15 protein-coding genes are annotated in these 17,951 nt (G+C 35.0%); all 15 read left to right on the forward strand.

Annotated elements, in window-relative coordinates; all coding sequences use genetic code 11:
• Positions 1-11: 11 nt before the first annotated feature.
• Entirely contained in the window at positions 12-983 is a 972-nt protein-coding gene (locus AOC36_RS01275; RefSeq protein ID WP_067630289.1) for a CPBP family intramembrane glutamic endopeptidase, read from the forward strand.
• Positions 984-1,617: 634 nt separating this feature from the next.
• Positions 1,618-2,340, forward strand: a complete 723-nt coding sequence (locus AOC36_RS01280) for a YveK family protein (RefSeq protein WP_067630292.1) — start codon at positions 1,618-1,620, stop codon at positions 2,338-2,340.
• Complete coding sequence (locus tag AOC36_RS01285) at positions 2,340-3,065, forward strand: CpsD/CapB family tyrosine-protein kinase (protein WP_067630295.1); 726 nt, start codon at positions 2,340-2,342, stop codon at positions 3,063-3,065. The genes AOC36_RS01280 and AOC36_RS01285 overlap by 1 nt, the downstream gene beginning before the upstream one ends.
• A 371-nt stretch (positions 3,066-3,436) precedes the next feature.
• Positions 3,437-5,296: a polysaccharide biosynthesis protein gene (locus AOC36_RS01290; protein WP_067630298.1), complete on the forward strand. Its 1,860-nt coding sequence runs from the start codon at positions 3,437-3,439 to the stop codon at positions 5,294-5,296.
• 25 nt (positions 5,297-5,321) lie between these two features.
• Complete coding sequence (locus tag AOC36_RS01295) at positions 5,322-5,918, forward strand: sugar transferase (RefSeq protein WP_067634532.1); 597 nt, start codon at positions 5,322-5,324, stop codon at positions 5,916-5,918.
• Between the two features lie 42 nt (positions 5,919-5,960).
• On the forward strand, positions 5,961-6,821 hold the full coding sequence (locus tag AOC36_RS01300) for an NAD-dependent epimerase/dehydratase family protein (RefSeq protein ID WP_067630301.1): 861 nt from the start codon (positions 5,961-5,963) through the stop codon (positions 6,819-6,821).
• 26 nt (positions 6,822-6,847) lie between these two features.
• A complete protein-coding gene (locus tag AOC36_RS01305; RefSeq protein WP_067630305.1) occupies positions 6,848-7,975 on the forward strand; it encodes a glycosyltransferase family 4 protein in 1,128 nt (375 codons plus the stop codon).
• An 85-nt stretch (positions 7,976-8,060) separates the two neighbouring features.
• On the forward strand, positions 8,061-9,218 hold the full coding sequence (locus AOC36_RS01310; RefSeq protein ID WP_067630309.1) for a glycosyltransferase: 1,158 nt from the start codon (positions 8,061-8,063) through the stop codon (positions 9,216-9,218).
• Positions 9,211-10,311, forward strand: coding sequence for a glycosyltransferase (locus AOC36_RS01315; RefSeq protein WP_067630313.1), 1,101 nt, complete (start codon positions 9,211-9,213; stop codon positions 10,309-10,311). The genes AOC36_RS01310 and AOC36_RS01315 overlap by 8 nt, the downstream gene beginning before the upstream one ends.
• 23 nt (positions 10,312-10,334) lie before the next feature.
• Positions 10,335-11,399 (forward strand): EpsG family protein, encoded by a 1,065-nt coding sequence (locus AOC36_RS01320; protein WP_067630317.1) that lies wholly within the window; start codon positions 10,335-10,337, stop codon positions 11,397-11,399.
• Between the two features lie 822 nt (positions 11,400-12,221).
• Entirely contained in the window at positions 12,222-12,947 is a 726-nt protein-coding gene (locus tag AOC36_RS01325; RefSeq protein ID WP_067630320.1) for a YveK family protein, read from the forward strand.
• A complete protein-coding gene (locus tag AOC36_RS01330) occupies positions 12,944-13,678 on the forward strand; it encodes a CpsD/CapB family tyrosine-protein kinase (protein ID WP_067630325.1) in 735 nt (244 codons plus the stop codon). The genes AOC36_RS01325 and AOC36_RS01330 overlap by 4 nt, the downstream gene beginning before the upstream one ends.
• Before the next feature lie 568 nt (positions 13,679-14,246).
• A complete protein-coding gene (locus tag AOC36_RS01335; RefSeq protein WP_157777119.1) occupies positions 14,247-14,939 on the forward strand; it encodes a sugar transferase in 693 nt (230 codons plus the stop codon).
• 74 nt (positions 14,940-15,013) lie between these two features.
• Positions 15,014-16,288: a glycosyltransferase family 4 protein gene (locus AOC36_RS01340; protein WP_067630333.1), complete on the forward strand. Its 1,275-nt coding sequence runs from the start codon at positions 15,014-15,016 to the stop codon at positions 16,286-16,288.
• A gap of 378 nt (positions 16,289-16,666) precedes the next feature.
• On the forward strand, positions 16,667-17,896 hold the full coding sequence (locus AOC36_RS01345; protein ID WP_067630336.1) for a nucleotide sugar dehydrogenase: 1,230 nt from the start codon (positions 16,667-16,669) through the stop codon (positions 17,894-17,896).
• The last annotated feature ends 55 nt before the right edge of the window (positions 17,897-17,951 follow it).

Genomic DNA, 17,951 nt, shown 5'->3' on the forward strand with positions numbered 1-17,951 from the left:
TATGGGGGAATATGCGCAGAGTTCATGTTGATGAAGATGATGTAACACGGATGAGTCTTTTTGAGAAGGCAAAAATTTTAAGAAAGCAAAATCGTATCTTAATTTGGTATCAGTTGATTGCTTTAGGCGTTTTTGTTGCGATTAAATTAATCGTGTCTCAGTATTTAGTTAATGAAAATCATAATTGGATCAGTGGCGAACTCAGTGAACTCGAACTTGATGTATGGCTTAGTATTGGTGGAATGCTTGTTGGAATTGGATACGTCTTTATTGTGAAGCACACTCAGAGGTATCAGTGGTGGAATGAGCGTCCCCAAACAATGAATGTTGTTTCGTTTTTGAAAATACTCACAGTGATGGGTGGACTTCATTTAATTACGACTGTTGTACTTACGGTAATCGAGTATCTATGCAATACCTTTGGATATTCTATCTATGTGGACCTCATTATTTTTGATGAGGTTTTATTTAGCATTCCATTAATGCTGGGAGGGATAATCATTGCGCCACTGGGTGAAGAATTATTGTTTCGGGATGTGTTCATCAATCCAATTATTCGATTTGGGAAAGTATTTGCAATCGTCGCATCATCAATCATGTTTTCTTTGATTCATGGAAATATCCCACAATCTGTCAATGCTTTTTTTATTGGAATTGTACTGGGATATGTGGCGATAGAATATTCAGTAGGGTGGGCAATGATTTATCACTTTATTAACAATGCAATACTGAGTTATGCTTTTACATACCTCATATCCAGATATCGTGTAGAACAAAGGCAAAGCATCAGTTTTTACTTTGAACTGACTCTGTTTTTCATTGGTTTATACTTCGTTTTGAAACACAGTCATGATATCAAAATGTACATCAGAGATAATAAGACCCATCAGGGAAGCCATTTATATATGTTTGTTTCAATTAGTGGAATGCTCCTAATCCTTATGGGTATTCTTTCGATGGTATTATTAGTTGGAAAGCGATAAAGCATTCCATTTTATCAATCAATTTTAAAGCCTATCTATCCATGGACTCAATGATCAAACCTTATTGAGTCTTTTCTTTTGAGGTGTCATACTACTGGAAATTAGGCCTAATACACGCATTAAATATTTATAACATAACGCTTGAAAATGGCGATAATTTTGGTGAAGTGGGAATGGGTAATGAAAGTTAACTAAAACATTATAACAATATGTATGGTATTTTTTTGAGTACTCAAATATATAAGAAATCTATGACCATACTAATGTTAAATAATTATTTTAAAACGATACAAAAATTTTTTTATCTGCTAGAATTTTCATGTAATCAAATATGTTTATGTGGCAATGGGGGAATTTTCATTGGGGTAGTGCCATAGAACTCATAAAGAGTGATTCTTTATCATTTACACGCTGTGAGATACTTATACGGCGTTCTTTATACTACTCATAAAACGTGATTCTACCTGGAAGGTGTTGATTGATATAATGCGTCCTGCATTTTTATCAAATCCTGGCCACTTAAGAATCGCGTTTTTTGCTTATGAAATATTACGAAACCTGTGAGAGTGGTTAGTCATAACAATACGAGATTATTGAAGGATTCTCATTGTCACAATGAGAGTAGGAGGAAAGTGTGGAACCAACTAGAGATTTATTGACAGATCAAGAAGATGATTTGAGTTTTGTGGAATTATACGAAGCCATCAAAAAGAAGATGATACTGATTTTGATCGTTGGACTTATATGTGGGGGATGTGCATTTGGGTTTGCATCGGTGTTCATTCGCCCGATTTACGAAAGCAGTGCAATTTTGATTGTGAACAATCGAAGGGATGAATCAAATCAAGCAATTACTTACGATGAAATTACATCAGCACAAAATCTAGCACCTGTCTATAGCATAATAATCAAAAGTAATATCGTCATGGGAAGACTCATCGAGAACTTGTCATTGGATATGACAACCAATGAATTAGCGTCCAAAGTGACCGTATCAGCAATTGATAAAACACAGGTTATTAATGTTGCAGTAAGGGATGAGAATCCAAACAATGCATTACTTTACATACAAGAAATTGTTGAAGTTGCACCTGAAATAATAGTAGAACTCGTTGAAGCAGGTTCGGTTGGCGTAGCATCTATTCCACAGCTTCCGATTAATCCAGTATCACCAAACGTAAAAATGATTACAATTATGGCGTTTGTTTTTGGTGTGATGATATCAATTGGGGTTGTTCTATTAGGTCATATCTTAGACAGAACCTATCGGTTACCAGAACCTCTGGAGAAAGAACTGGGGATTCCAGTTATTGGAATAATTCCAAATTTTGAACAAGTAAGTCGAGGATTACGTTGATGTTTAGGAAGAAAGTTAAGAAAAATAAACTGAATATTTTTGAAGGGACTCATATAATTCATGATGAATCTCCCTTCGCATATTTAGAAGGATATAAATCGTTGCGTACTAATTTAAGTTTTTTAACTTATGGCGGAGAAGTAAAAACGATTCTAGTTACAAGCAGTGTAGCACATGAAGGAAAGAGTACAATTGCGATAAACTTGGCACGCTCTTTAGCAATGGCCGGAAACTATGTGTTGTTAATTGATGGGGACTTAAGAGCACCAGTAATTCAAAAGTATCTGAAAATCACAAACAACATCAACAATGGACTATCTTCTGTACTTGCAAATAAGATTCCAGCAGAAGAAGCAATCTACAAGTATCCAGCAATGGAAATTGAAATTATGTTTTCGGGACCCATCCCTCCAAATGCGGTTGAACTGTTATCGAAAGGACGTGCTAAGCGACTTATTGGTGAATTAAGAGAACGATACGATTACATTATCATTGATTCTCCGCCTTCAGGTATCGTCACAGATGCAAAGGTATTGTCCCAAAGTGTGGATGGACTTCTGTATGTTGTTCGCCAAAACTTTGCTGAGAAAGATCTAATCAAAAGAACAACAAAAGATTATATAGCATCTGGTACGAACATTTTAGGAGTAGTCTTTAATAATTTCACACAAGATAACTTTGCGCGTAAGCGTAAGTTTAACAATTACTACTCAAGTGAAGACTAGCGTGATGACTTAAAAAAGAAATGATCATAGAGACTAAAACACACATTATGGTAGATCAATAAATCGAGATATATATATCAAAAGACCATGTTGAAAAAAATTGCACTGCATGGATAGGCGATGGGTGATAGCCCAAACAAGCACTTTGAAACTATAAGGAAGAACGTTGATTTCCCGGGTTATATCTTTTTGATTTAAAGATTATGACTCCCGTAAAGCATGTTCACATTAAGCGTTAATCTGGTCAGTATGGAAGGGGAAAAATACTGATACAGTGAAAAAAATAAGAGTTTTGAAATGTGCATTCCATGATGAAACCCTTATAAAGTGAAAGAATATTTGGAAGTTATTATTAAAGGTGGAACTAAAAAATGAAGTACAAAATTATAACAACGATCATATTGGGGATTGATTTACTGACTGTATGGTTTGGATACATTCTTTCCTATTGGATACACACAGATAGCTCAGTTACATTTTCAATTGCACTTGATGACATGCTTCGTGTTACACCCTATCTATTACTCATCTATTTCGTAGCATTCGCTATGTTACGGTTATATCATACATTGTTAAGAGATGTCAGTGTTAATGTAGGCGTTAACATTGTAATTGCAACGATCATCGCTACTGCCTCGACAATTCTATTGCGTGAATATACAGCAATCATAAGAAGCTTACCGATGAACACGATACTCATAAGTTTCTTTGTCATCACGTTGATAATGGAACTGAATCATTTTCATTATCGAATACTCTCAATTTATAAGCGCAAAATCATTGTTCGCTCGTTTCAAGAGAGAATTGTAATTTATGGGGCAGGTAATGCAGGAAGATTAGCGCTAAAAGAGTTGCAGACCAATGACAAATATCAATATCGAATCATTGGATTTATCGACGACGACCCTCAACTCAAAGGTTTAACAATTAAAGGAGTACCAGTGTTAGGAGACGGATCCATGTTGGGGGACATTGTGAAAAGACATCGCGTTGATCATGTAATCATCGCGATCCAAAGGACCAATCCAAAACAAAGGAAACAAGTTATCAATAAAGTGCTGGATACTGGTGTCGTAAATGTGTCCCTGATGTCTTCACTTAGTCTTGATAAGCCACATGCGCAAGCTTCACCAATTCGTAAGATTGAAATACACGATTTACTTAATCGAGATGTAGTTCATCTTGATACCGATCATATAAAGGAATGCTTATTTGAACAATCGATTCTAGTGACTGGAGCGGGGGGCTCCATAGGTAGTGAACTCGTACGGCAAATCGTTAAGTATAACCCAAAAAGTATTGTCCTTTATGACATCAATGAAAGTGGATTATATCACATTGAACAAGAATTATTATTTGACCAAAGACAGGGAAATATTCAAGAAGGAATTGAAATCGTCGCAATCGTTGGATCAATCAACGATAAAGAGAAACTGAGAAAAATATTTGCAAGACATGGATGTAATCAAGTGTTCCATGCAGCAGCATACAAACATGTTCCACTCATGGAACGGACACCAAGGGAAGCGATTAATAATAATATTTTTGGAACAAAAATGCTCATTGACGTAAGCATAGAATTTAATGTAAAAACTTTTGTGAATATATCAACGGATAAAGCAGTTAACCCAACAAATGTAATGGGAGCCACCAAGCGTTTTGTGGAAATGATGATACATAGTGAAACGTGCATGAAGTCAAAGACGCGCTTTGTGGCAGTTCGATTTGGGAATGTCTTAGGTTCAAATGGATCTGTGATTCCGCTCTTTCAAAAGCAAATTGAACAAGGGGGTCCAGTTACGGTTACCGATCCAAACATCGTCCGATACTTCATGACAATTCCAGAAGCCGTTAACCTTGTTCTAGAAGCATCAACCCTTGCTAAAGGGGGAGAAATCTTTGTTCTAGATATGGGGAAACCTGTGAAAATTAAAGATTTAGCAGAAAAAATGATTCAGTTATCAGGATATGAACTAAACAAAGACATCCAAATTAAATTTGTTGGTTTAAGACCGGGGGAGAAATTATATGAAGAGCTTCTTATGGATGAAGAGGGGCTCAGACGAACTGCAAATGATTTGATTTTTATCGCACAACCACAAGTTTGGGAAGATGAAGTCATCGAAAAATATCTTCAAATATTAAAAAATGCAACGATGTACTGTGAGCCAAGGGAGATAAAACACGCATTACAATCCGTTGTAAGGACCTATGTATTTGAAGAAAGATAATCATGAAGGGAATTTGTATAAAGGTATGAACTATTTAGTTTTGAAGCGTTTGATGGATATTAATATTTCGGTACTGGGACTCATCATCTTATTCCCAATTATGGCGCTTGTTGCAGCAGCAATCAAGCTGGATTCTGATGGAACCATCTTGTTTAAGCAAAAAAGACTCGGAAAACACAAGAAAGAATTTTACATTTTGAAGTTTAGAACGATGACGACGAATACTCCAGATAATGTACCAACAGACCAACTCCAAAATTCACACATGCTTATTACACGCGTTGGTGCATTCTTGAGAAAAACCAGTCTTGATGAACTGCCACAATTGATCAACATAATTAAGGGTGATATGTCAATTATCGGTCCACGCCCGCAGTTGCCAAACCAAATTGAACTCACTCAATTGCGTGATGATGTGAGTGCATTTGATGTCTGTCCTAGGTTAACAGGACTTGCCCAAATTAGCGGAAGGGATGAACTGTCAAATGACCAAAAAGCGTGGTTTGATGGGCAATATGTTACCAATATAGGTCTTAAAATGGACGTGGTGTGTTTTATACGAACAATTTTTAAAGTAATTAGTAGTGATGGAGTTGTTGAAGGAAAAAAGAATCATAAGTAATTGAATTAATTAACGCAACTGGATTAATAGATGGAGGATCGTATGATAAATATTTTAATCACAGGTTCAAATAGTTATATTGGTAGGCAATTAGAATTATGGTTAAACAAAACGAAACACAATTATAGTATTACACGCATTTCATTACGGAATGGCACATGGAAAACGATGGATTTCTCAAAGTACGATGTTATTTATCATGCAGCAGGAATCGCACATATCAAAGAAACAAAGGCGAACAGCGATCTCTATCAAAAGGTAAATCGTGACTTGAGTTTTCAAGTTGCACTTAAAGCAAAAAAAGAGAAGGTTCATCAGTTTATCTTTCTAAGCTCAATGAGTGTGTATGGCACAAAACAAGAAATAATTACCCTTGATACATTTCCAAATCCAGAAACTTATTACGGACTCTCAAAACTGCATGCGGAGCAGTTGCTTGAATCTCTCTCAGATGAATCATTCAAAGTTGCAATATTGCGCCTTCCGATGGTGTATGGTTTGAACAGTAAAGGTAATTTTACAAAACTAAAGAACTTTGTATGTAAGTGCCCGATTTTTCCATATATTAACAACCAAAGAAGCATGATTTACATTGATAATGTGTCTGAAATCAGCAAACAAATTATTGATGACCAGAGTTCTGGAGTGTTTTATCCACAAAATAATGAGTATGTCGACACGGGAAATCTAGTTAAATTAATTGGCCGCTATTATGGTAAACCCATTATTTTGTCAAAGGGATTTGCAGTTTTACTTAGAGCAATGAAACTCCCAATGGTAAAGAAATTGACGGGAAATCTGGTCTATGACAAAAGTATGTCTGAGTATAAACGTGAATATAGGGTATGTAATCTTGAAGAGTCAATTCAAGAAATCTCAAATCAGGAAATGAAGAAAACATAAATCATGTTAAATAGAAAGAGAAAAATATGAAGAAAGTAATGTTTGTAGCAACGGTTGTGAAGCGGCATATTGCGGCATTTCATCTTCCGTACCTCGAATGGTTTAAAAACAATGGGTATGAAGTTCATGTTTGTGCCCAAAACGATTATGAAAACGCTGATGATTGTATCATTCCACACTGTGATGTGTTTCATGAACTTCCGTTTGAACGCAATCCATTCAGGACAGGGAATTTTCAAGCGTATAAGGCGATAAAGAGACTTGTGGATACAACACATTTTGACATTATACATTGCCACACCCCTGTTGGTGGAACGGTAACTCGGCTCGCATCTCGCAGTGCTCGAAAACATGGAACAAAACTCATTTATACTGCACATGGTTTCCACTTTTATAAAGGGGCCCGGTTGCTGAATTGGATTCTCTTTTACTCAATCGAAAGATGGCTTTCCAGGTATACAGACCTCTTAATCACTATAAACCAAGAGGATTATTTACGTGCACTTCGTTTTAAAGCAAAGAAGGTCAGCTTTACAAATGGTGTAGGGGTTAATCTTGATGCTATAAATGGTATTACAATTGATCGAAATGAAAAACGGAAGGCATTAAACATTCCTCACGATGCGTTTTGCATCTTATCAGTCGGAGAATTAAGCACAAATAAGAATCATCGCATAATCATTGAAGCAATGTCGCGCATAGAATCGAAGCAATTTCACTATATAGTTTGTGGTGCTGGGCCCTTAGAATCAACACTTCTTGAGTTGTCGAGTGAAATGGGGGTTTCTGAGCGTATTCATCTCCTTGGGTATCGAAATGATGTCATTGAAATTGTGAAAGCATCCGATGTATTTGTACTTCCTTCAATCCGTGAGGGACTGTCTGTTGCATTGATGGAAGCAATGGCAGAAGGATTACCCGTTGTTGTGTCAGGATGCAGAGGGAATGTTGATCTTGTGAATCATGGACATAATGGATTTGTTGTTCGCAATAACAACAGTCATGAGTATGCTCAAGCAATCATGCGTATTCAAAAGTCATCGGAAGTACAGTCAAAGTTTATGAAAAACAGTAAATCAAAAATTCAATGTTATTCGCTCAATAATGTTATGGAAGAAATGTCAAAGCTCTACAGTGAGGTAATGGGTTCTTGATCAACAATTAATCGTATAAAGAGCATGCGTTTTTATAAAATGACGCACATAATCACAGCATATTTAGTTAAGGGGGGAGTCTCATATGAGATGTTTATTTGTTCATGATCATGAGTTTGTATTGAAAGAATCGAAAATCTATTCTTCAGGGGTATTATCAAATAATGTATTTGATCGTTATCTTCGGTGGTGTTCGACCTTGAAAATAATGGCTCGCTGTAAAATAGCAGAAGAAAACGGTGGCTTGCCTTTGGATGAATCAAGTCGTGTGAAGAATGTTTCGTTTGAACCATTACCAAACTTTTGGAGAATACAAACAATTGGCAGTGCAATTCGACGCATCAAGCAATCTGTCAAAGGGAGTGATTCAATTATTGTTCAATTACCCAGTATCTACGGTATCATTGCTGCACACTATGCCATAAAATATAAAAAACCACTGATGGTAGAAGTTGTTGGTGATGCTCACGATGCATTTAGGTTTCATGGTAAAATCGGTAAGATACTTGCACCATACCTTTCATATTTTACACGTTGTGTTGTGAAAAAGGCTGATTATGTGCGATACGTAACACAAAAATATCTCCAAGAACGGTATCCTTCGATTGGGAAGACTGCAGGATATTCTGATGTGAATTTAGATAATATGAATCAATCGGTTCTGACAAATCGTATTAAGAAAATAAATGAAAGCAACCTTTCACATCTTATATTAGGGACCATTGGACCTATAGATATTAAATACAAGGGACAACACTATGTGATCAAAGCATTAGGACAACTAAAGCGACAAGGGTATGAGTTTGAATACTATCTTGTGGGGAAAGGGGATAATACCTATCTCAAAAAAATTGCCACACAAGAAGGTGTCATTGATAAATTACATTTTTTGGGTGTTTTGAATCGCAAAGAAATTGTGAGATTTTTGAATAAAATTGATCTTTATATTCAACCAAGTCAAACTGAAGGACTGCCGCGAGCGCTTATAGAAGCAATGAATCAGGGGTGCCCAGTATTTGGTTCGAACGTCGGAGGGATTCCGGAATTAATTGAGGGTGAAAACACATTTAATGTCGGAGATGTGAATCACATTTCAAGCATTTTAAGTTCACTTAAAAAGGCATCATTGACTTATATGGCATCAGAGAATTTTATACACAGCAAACACTTTTATCCAGAAATTCTCAAGACTAAAGACGAGGCATTCTTTAAAGCCTTCTTTTTAGGAGAGAATTATGATTAAAGTACTTCATGTCGTATCAGATCTTGGAAGTGGTGGTGTTGAATCGCTTTTGTATACATACTATAAATACTTAAATCGAAAGCAGATTTGCTTCGATTTTATCGTTCATGAGCCATCAACTGGGATGTTAGAAAAAGAATTAAAAGCATTGGGTTCTAAGATTTATCATGTGACGCCAAAGAAGAAATCACTGATCAAGAACTTCACGGAAATACGGAATATTATTAACTATGGAAATTATGATGTCGTGCATAGTCATCTAAATCTTGCGAGTGTAGTACCACTTTATCTTGCAAAAAAAGCGCAGGTTGGTATAAGGATTAATCACTCTCATAGTGTTAATAGACAGCAGTCAATTCAAAAAACGATGATTTACGAGGTCCTTAAAAAACTAAATCATAATCTTGCGAGTCATTACTTTGCTGCATCTTGTGATGCAGGAACATGGTTGCATGGGATTGATTGGAAACCTACATCACAAAACCTTTTAGTGAGCAGTGTTATTGATTTAAATCAGTTTATCTTTAGAAAAACTTGGCGAGATGAACTTAGACGTAATCTGAATCTTCGTAATAAGATCATCCTACTTCATGTAGGAAGGTTCTCTAGTGAAAAAAACCACCCGTTCTTAATCGATATCATAGAAAGGTTGGATGATCGATTTGCATTATTGCTTGTGGGAGATGGTGCCACAAGACCTTCGATTGAAGCGTTGGTAAAGCAAAAGAAGCTTGACAAACGTGTTCACTTTGTGGGAACGACACACAATGTTGGTCAATATATGAGTGCTTCTGATATATTCTTACTTCCGTCGATTCATGAGGGATTTGGAATCGTGCTTGTTGAAGCACAAGCAAGTGATCTTCCCATATTCGCTTCGAATACAATTCCAAGAGAAAGTGAAATCACTGAACTCATAGAGTTTCTTCCAATTGATTCCGTAGATCATTGGGTGGATGGAATAATGAAGACGAACATTAAGCATAGAATATCAAGAAAAAAAGATTTGGAATCAGCCGGGTATACGCTTGAGGGCAAAGTAAAGGAGTTTGAAACATGGCTGAAACGCAATGTTCACAATAATCATGAATAATAGAGAGGAAATGACTGCTTCTGATGACTATATATGGAATTAATCTCATATTGATAGGAATCAATGCGTTTATCTTTCGGCTGATTACATTGAATCATCAGAGTGATACCAAACGAAAAAAGATAAAAAAAGTGATGATTGGCTTGATTACCTTTCAATTAATACTTATATTAGCGATTAGGGATGACTTAATTGGGGTTGATGTTAAGGTATACTTAGATTTTTTTGAATCAGCACGATCTACGACGTTATCTGTACTTCTTGAAAATCGATTTGAAAATGGGTACATCATATTGAATAAACTAATCAGTGTTCTCTTTCCTGATAATCAGATATTTCTGACAATAATAGCACTGATCTGTCTTATTCCAGTTGGGGTCTTTATCTACAGATATTCGCGATATCCAACTATGAGTTTTTTGTTATATATTGCATTTGAGTACTATTCATTTGTTTTCTCAGGACTTCGACAATCCATTGCATATGCGATTATACTTACAAGTTATACGTTTATTCGACAACGGAAATTAGTGTCATTTCTTTTACTTATATTCTTTGCATCGTTATTTCATCGATCTGCTCTAATCTTCGTTTTTGCATACTTTATACACACAATCCATCTTAAAAAAATAACGGTTATTGCACTGCTTGGACTAAACTTATTGCTTTTTATACTTCGAGTACCCTTATATACCTGGGTATCTCAGAGTTTCTACAGTAGTTATGAGGTAGTAGAAAGTGCTGCGTATAATCGATTAATCTTTAGTACAGTTATTTTGATTGGTTGCTTCACACGCTATCGATATGCAATACAGTATAGTAAACATACAATTGGGCTCTATAATTATGTAATTCTTGGATGTTCGATGATGATGTTTGCGTCTGTAGGAACTAACGTGATGCGAATCGTAGACTATTACTATATCTTCATTATTGTTTTGGTTCCTGAAGTGATTTATTCTCTTAAAGATTATAAAGTGAAGGTATTGATTAACTATGGTGTGATGATATTGATGCTTTCCATCTATATCGTGTTCATGCAAGTCGATGGTTTTGAAATCGTTCCGTTTCGTTTTTTTTGGCCATAAAGCATTGTTGAATATCTCTGATCTAACCTCTTCCTATTACACTGATACCAAAGTGTTGGGGGAGGTTTTTTTGTAAAAGAAGAAGATAACTTATGTATTGAAGAATAAACGGGTTGAAAATAAATGTAGCCAATAATGTGATTTGAGATTAATGAAATTAATAACTAACAGCGAAAAAAGACATTTATAGCAAAATGGATTGGAATATAATACGATCAAATGATGAATAGGATTCGTTAGAAAAAATGAATTTCGTTTGACATGAATGATTTCTATATCAAACCAAAGATTGATTGGGGAAGACGATATTAACTATAATTATCACACATTTTCGCTTATTAAGTGTTTAATGGGTTATTATTTTTTAATTCAGAATTTAGATAAATAGTCGTTCTATATCAAATTGATTGACTTAACATTCAGTTTCATGCAGCAGATTTCTATTTTTTTGAGAGCGTGGTAAAAAAAATACAAATCTGCTAGAATTTAGAGGTAATCTTATAAGTTGATGTGGCAATGGGTGGAATTCCAAGGGGTAGTGCCATTTAATTCTTTTATTGTATCTTTAAGTTTTTTAAAGTGTTTTTACATATTATTGAGCGGATTATTTACTACTCTTACAGCGGGATTCTTAAAATTAGTCTATATGCGTGAATGTTCATTCACAAAGCATAACAGTCTACTTAAGAAATCTCGCTTTTTTAGTTTTTTTATCGCGATGTATCTTAGGTATGCCTGTGAAGAACACTAATTATATTGTCCTTCATATCAAAGGTTTGAAAGAGAGTTGCCATAGTTTCATTATGGAAACGGGAGGTAAATGTGGAACCTAAGAATAACATAAAAATGAATCAGGAAGAAGAAATAAGCATTGTTGATCTTTTGGGGGTAATCCGATCAAAACTTGTGCAAATTGCAATTGTGGGGGTTGCGTTTGCATTGTTTGCTTATATATTTTCTGTATTCTTTATTAATCCGGTATACGAAAGTAATGCGGTACTTATTGTAACCAACCGAAAAGATTCTGGAGGAAGTTCAATTACGAATGATGAAATTACATCTGCCAAGAATCTTGCATCAGTTTATAGCATTATCATCAAGAGTAATAACGTGATGGGAAATGTGGTGAATAATTTGTCGCTTGACATTACACCAGAGTCACTTGCAAAGAAAGTCACTGTTTCTGCAGTAGATAGTACACAAGTAATCCGTGTGTCTGTGCGTGATACTGATAAAAAGGCAGCACTTCGCTATACTCAAGAAATAGTGAATGTCGCACCAGATATAATTGTAGAACTTGTAGGTGCTGGTTCAGTGGGAGTTGTATCAACACCACAGTTGCCAACATCTCCGGTCTCACCTAATGTTCGTATGAATACATTAGTTGCTTTTGTATTGGGGCTAGCACTTAGTATCGGAATCGTTCTAATTAAGCACTTCTTAGATCGAACATATAAAATCCCTGAAAATGTTGAAGAAGAGTTGGGATTTCCAGTTATTGGTATTATTCCCAATTTTGAAGATGCAAGCCGAGGTATGAGAAAATGATCAGTTTTAAGAAAAGAAATAAGCAAGTCAAGAAGAATAAAACATACATTTTAAGTAACAAGTCTCCCTTTGCATATCTAGAAGGGTATAAGTCGTTAAGAACAAATTTAAGCTTTTTGACCTTTAGTGGTGAAGTGAAAACAATACTTGTGACAAGTTCTGTGCCGAATGAAGGGAAGAGTACCGTTTCAATAAATGTTGCACGTACATTATCGATGGCGGGTCATAAGGTACTGTTAATTGATGCGGATTTGAGAGCCCCTGTAATCCAAAAGTACCTAAATGTAAACTATAAAATTACCAGTGGATTATCCTCGGTACTTGCGAGCAAAGCTCAAATTAAAGACGCAATTTATAAAAGTCCTAGTCTTGAAATGGATGTCATCTTCTCAGGACCGATTCCACCAAATGCCGTGGAGTTACTTTCAAGGGATCGCGCAAAGACCTCGATTGAAACACTTCGAAAACGCTATGACTATATCATCATAGACTCACCACCAGCTGGGGTAGTAACAGACTCGGTAGTATTGTCTCAACATGTTGATGGCGTTCTTTATGTGGTAAGACAAAATCATGCGGAAAAAGAACTAGTTAAAAATGCTATGAAAGATCTGGTATCGATGGAAGCGAATATTCTAGGTATTATTTTTAATGATTATATAGATGAGAGATCAAAACGCAAAGGCAGTCGGGATAAGTACTCCTACTATTATCAAAGTGGTAATAAATAGAATTTTATGAAGTCGTACTTACCGAGGAATGACGAAGCAGGAATGCGTAAGCCAATTGAGTAAATGAACCATTTATGGGGGGATCAAATGCAAGTTAGAAATTGATTGATATGATATTATTTATAGAATATATTGGATACATTTTTTTCGTTAATAATTAAGAAGATTAAGCATTTGCAGTGAGGTAGTGTGTAGAGATGTTTTTGCAGTAACACATTCTTTAACTTATAAACAACTCAATTGATTTTAAAAAAGGAAAATAATTTCATGATGAGTTTTAGCATATAAGAAGAATGTTAATCAAGAGATTAAGAGACAAGTAATTGGGATAACTCAAAAAATGAAATATCCGCACTTGGAAAATTTGAAACAAATATAATAAATCAATTGAAAGTAGCGCAAAACGTAATTTCAAACAAACTCGTAGTATGTTCACTGATTCTACTCGGTTGTCTTATCCATTTTGACATTGATAGTTTTTAAAAAGAGAGCGCGAGTATTAATGTTTATTCAGATTTTGTCTATAGATTATCAAATTGTAAGTACGGAAAGTTGTAAGGTGAAAGGAATGAATAGAACGAATACTGTTTTAAAAAGTGAATATGACGAAATAAAATATGAAAATGGAGATAATTTTGACTCTTTCGAGAACTTAAGTCAGGAGATTGGTGTGTCTTTTTTATTTTTATTTATTAAAAGAGTTATTGATTTAATACTCTCTGCGATTTTCCTTGTTCCATCTCTGTTAATCGTGCTACTAACAGGTTTGGCTGTTAAGTTAGATTCAAAGGGTCCAATTTTGTTTAAACAAGAACGGTTTGGGAAAGACGGAGAGTCATTTACTATTTTCAAAATAAGAACAATGTCTCATGCTCCTTTGGATAAATCAAGGGATATGGTTTGGACAACTAAAAATGATTGTAGAATTACTAAGGTAGGGAAAATAATTAGAAAAATACGATTTGATGAGCTACCACAAGTGATAAATGTGATCAAAGGAGAAATGAGTTTTGTAGGACCACGTCCTGAAACAATAGCACTAACAAATAAGTTTAATCAGACTATTCCCGGCTTCTATAAGAGACTTGCTGTAAAGCCAGGGATTACTGGACTAGCTCAAGTCAATGGTGGATATGACCTAAACCCAAAAGAAAAATTAGCTTATGATTTAAAATACATTAACGATGCGAGCTTATGGTTGGACCTTAAAATCCTGTTTATGACTTTCAAGGTCATTTTCTTTAAAGAAGGTGCGAGATAACGATCTGTTCAAATAAGAGAGAATGACTTATAAAGAAAAATGGAAAGGAACTTTTTACTTCACGGGGGGATTAAATGAGAAAAGCGTATACTGACAAGAAGGTTTGGATGTTTCATCACTATGCAACTCCACCAACAATGAGTGGACTTACAAGGCCATACGAGTTTTCAAAGCAATTGCATAAATATGGTTATTCATCCAGAGTATTCTCGGCTTCATACCTTCATTATACTGGTGATAATTTGATTGAAGATGATTCATTATACATTGAAGATAATGACTCGATGGTTCCATTTACGTTTATAAAGACATATCCATCATCTAGTAATGGCTTAAAAAGAGTTTTGAATATGGTGTCTTATTATAGGAACCTTATAAAAACAGCAAAAGTGCTCATAAAGAAAGGGAACATACCAGATATTATCATTGCCTCCTCACCACATCCATTAACAATGTTTGCAGGGCTCAAATTATCTAGGAAAATTGGAGTGCCATGCATTTGTGAAGTACGTGATTTTTGGCCTGAGGTGTTCTTTCATGGCGGAAGACTGAATGAAAATGGACTTGTTGGAAAAATGTTATTACGGGGAGAACGCTGGATTTATAAAAAATCTGATGCATTAATCTTTCTAAAAGAAGGTGATGTTACATATATCACCGATAAAGGATGGTCTACTTTGCAAGGTGGAAATGTTGACACTAATAAGTGCCATTACATTAACAATGGAATCGATTTAAAAGAGTTCACTGAGAATAAGGTGAAGCATAGTTATAGTGATCTTGATTTAGGTGGCGAAAAGTTCAATGTGATTTATATTGGAGCGATTCGACCGGTAAACAATGTTGGAAACATTGTAGATGCTGCAAAGTTATTAGCAAACTATGAGGATATCCAATTTCTAATTTATGGAGATGGAAACGAACTAGAATCACTAAGAGAGCGAGTTATTGAGGAACAAATTACTAACGTAAAATTAAAAGGATATGTTGATAAAAAGTATGTATCTACCATTTTGAGTAATTCTTCAGTGAATATCTTGAACTATTCTCAAAGTAGGTATAATTGGTCTAGAGGTAATAGCTCAAATAAACTATTTGAGTACATGGCATCAGGAAAACCAATAATATCAACAGTCAAAATAGGATATTCACCAATTGAAAAATACAACTGTGGCATTACACTAGCGCAAGATACATCTATAGCGCTTGCTGATGGGATACTAGAAATCTATAATATGTCAAAAGATGAATATTTAACGATGAGCAACAATGCGATTGAAGGTGCAAAAGATTTTGATTATGTAGAACTCACAAAGAAATTAGTGTCAGTCATGGAAAGAGAATTTTAATGATTCAATGTTCTAATACACTTGTCAGAGACTGTGACTCAGCAAGCATAGGATTGACATTACATTTCACTCAGACTATCTAAAACAGTAAAATGATAAATTGAATAACGATGCATAGACTCACTTTTTAATTGGGTTAATAGATCAAGAACTGTTTTTCAGGGTGTTAAGTATAAAACCTTTCGTTTATCTTTGGAATTAGTGAATGCGAAAAATAAATCCAATGATTCAAAGACAATGGGGAATAAGAGAAGCATATCAAGAAGTGATATGTCCCGATTTCGGTAGAAATCATAATATATAGACAAGGCGTAAAAGTAAGGTAAAACAGGTATTCAAATAATAAAAAGTGATTCATTAGGATACTAAGGGGGAAATATGAAACCAAATTTAAATGTAATTGGATTAGGTTATATAGGATTGCCGACAGCGTTGATGTTTGCAAAGAACGGTGTTGATGTTGTAGGTACTGATTTGAATAATAAACTTGTCGAGTCACTATCTAAAGGCGATTTAACGTTTGAGGAGGATGGGCTTGAGTCTTTATTTAGTGAAGCAAGAAATAACGGAATTAAATTCACTACGGAATACTTTAAAACCAATATTTATATTGTTGCAGTCCCAACTCCATATGAAAGTTCAAGTAAAAAATTGGATCCGAAGTATGTTATTGCTGCAGTAAATAATATATTAGATATATGTGAGCCACAATCAATTATCATTATTGAGTCTACAATTTCACCTGGTTCTATTGATAAGTATATTCGTCCAATTATCGAGAACAGAAACATAACCATTGGCAAGGATGTTCATTTAGTTCATGCACCCGAGAGAATCATTCCAGGGAATATGATTTACGAACTAGAACACAATTCGCGAACCATAGGAGCAGATGATGCTTCTATTGGAGAAAAGGTAAAGGAACTCTATGCCACTTTCTGTAAATCTGAAATTGTTGTAACTGATATAAGATCAGCAGAAATGTCAAAAGTTGTTGAAAATACATTTAGGGATGTAAATATAGCATTCAGTAATGAGTTAGCAAAAATTTGCAGGTCTGATGATATGGATGTTTATGAGATAATTCGAATTGCCAATTTTCATCCAAGAGTCAATATATTACAACCGGGTCCTGGAGTTGGCGGGCATTGTATATCTGTAGATCCATGGTTCTTAGTAGGGGATTATCCTGATTTGGCAAACTTGATCCATACTGCAAGAAAAGTCAATGATTCAATGCCTGTGCACGTAATAGGCAGGATACAAGATATAATGAGCGACAATGGAATTAATGATATTTCTAAAGTTGGAATATATGGGTTAACGTATAAAGAGAATGTTGATGACACACGAGAAAGTCCAACCCTTCAGTTGCTTGAAAAAATGGAAAATCACTTAGCAAGTAGGATCAAAGTGTATGATCCATACGTTAAAGAGAAAATAGTAGAGTGTCAAGTTATGGATTTTGAAGATTTCTTAAATGATGTTGAGCTTCTAGTTATAATTACAGCTCATGATCATATCAAGAGTAGTCTTAACATAGTAAAACATAAATTGATCCTTGACACAAAAAATATCTGTGATTTTGATGGCATCTACAAACTTTAAGAATGGACTAATTAAAAATGAAAAAAGTAATGGTGGTCTTTGGCACTAGACCAGA

The organism is Erysipelothrix larvae (assembly GCF_001545095.1).
Taxonomy (GTDB): domain Bacteria; phylum Bacillota_I; class Bacilli_A; order Erysipelotrichales; family Erysipelotrichaceae; genus Erysipelothrix; species Erysipelothrix larvae.

Bases quoted from the DNA above. Each gene is read 5' to 3' on its own strand.
- AOC36_RS01275 (WP_067630289.1), top strand. From the start codon at position 12: ATGCGCAGAGTTCATGTTGATGAAGATGATGTAACACGGATGAGTCTT.
- AOC36_RS01285 (WP_067630295.1), top strand. From the start codon at position 2,340: ATGTTTAGGAAGAAAGTTAAGAAAAATAAACTGAATATTTTTGAAGGG.
- AOC36_RS01290 (WP_067630298.1), top strand. From the start codon at position 3,437: ATGAAGTACAAAATTATAACAACGATCATATTGGGGATTGATTTACTG.
- AOC36_RS01295 (WP_067634532.1), top strand. From the start codon at position 5,322: ATGAACTATTTAGTTTTGAAGCGTTTGATGGATATTAATATTTCGGTA.
- AOC36_RS01300 (WP_067630301.1), top strand. From the start codon at position 5,961: ATGATAAATATTTTAATCACAGGTTCAAATAGTTATATTGGTAGGCAA.
- AOC36_RS01305 (WP_067630305.1), top strand. From the start codon at position 6,848: ATGAAGAAAGTAATGTTTGTAGCAACGGTTGTGAAGCGGCATATTGCG.
- AOC36_RS01310 (WP_067630309.1), top strand. From the start codon at position 8,061: ATGAGATGTTTATTTGTTCATGATCATGAGTTTGTATTGAAAGAATCG.
- AOC36_RS01315 (WP_067630313.1), top strand. From the start codon at position 9,211: ATGATTAAAGTACTTCATGTCGTATCAGATCTTGGAAGTGGTGGTGTT.
- AOC36_RS01320 (WP_067630317.1), top strand. From the start codon at position 10,335: ATGACTATATATGGAATTAATCTCATATTGATAGGAATCAATGCGTTT.
- AOC36_RS01330 (WP_067630325.1), top strand. From the start codon at position 12,944: ATGATCAGTTTTAAGAAAAGAAATAAGCAAGTCAAGAAGAATAAAACA.
- AOC36_RS01335 (WP_157777119.1), top strand. From the start codon at position 14,247: ATGAATAGAACGAATACTGTTTTAAAAAGTGAATATGACGAAATAAAA.
- AOC36_RS01340 (WP_067630333.1), top strand. From the start codon at position 15,014: ATGAGAAAAGCGTATACTGACAAGAAGGTTTGGATGTTTCATCACTAT.
- AOC36_RS01345 (WP_067630336.1), top strand. From the start codon at position 16,667: ATGAAACCAAATTTAAATGTAATTGGATTAGGTTATATAGGATTGCCG.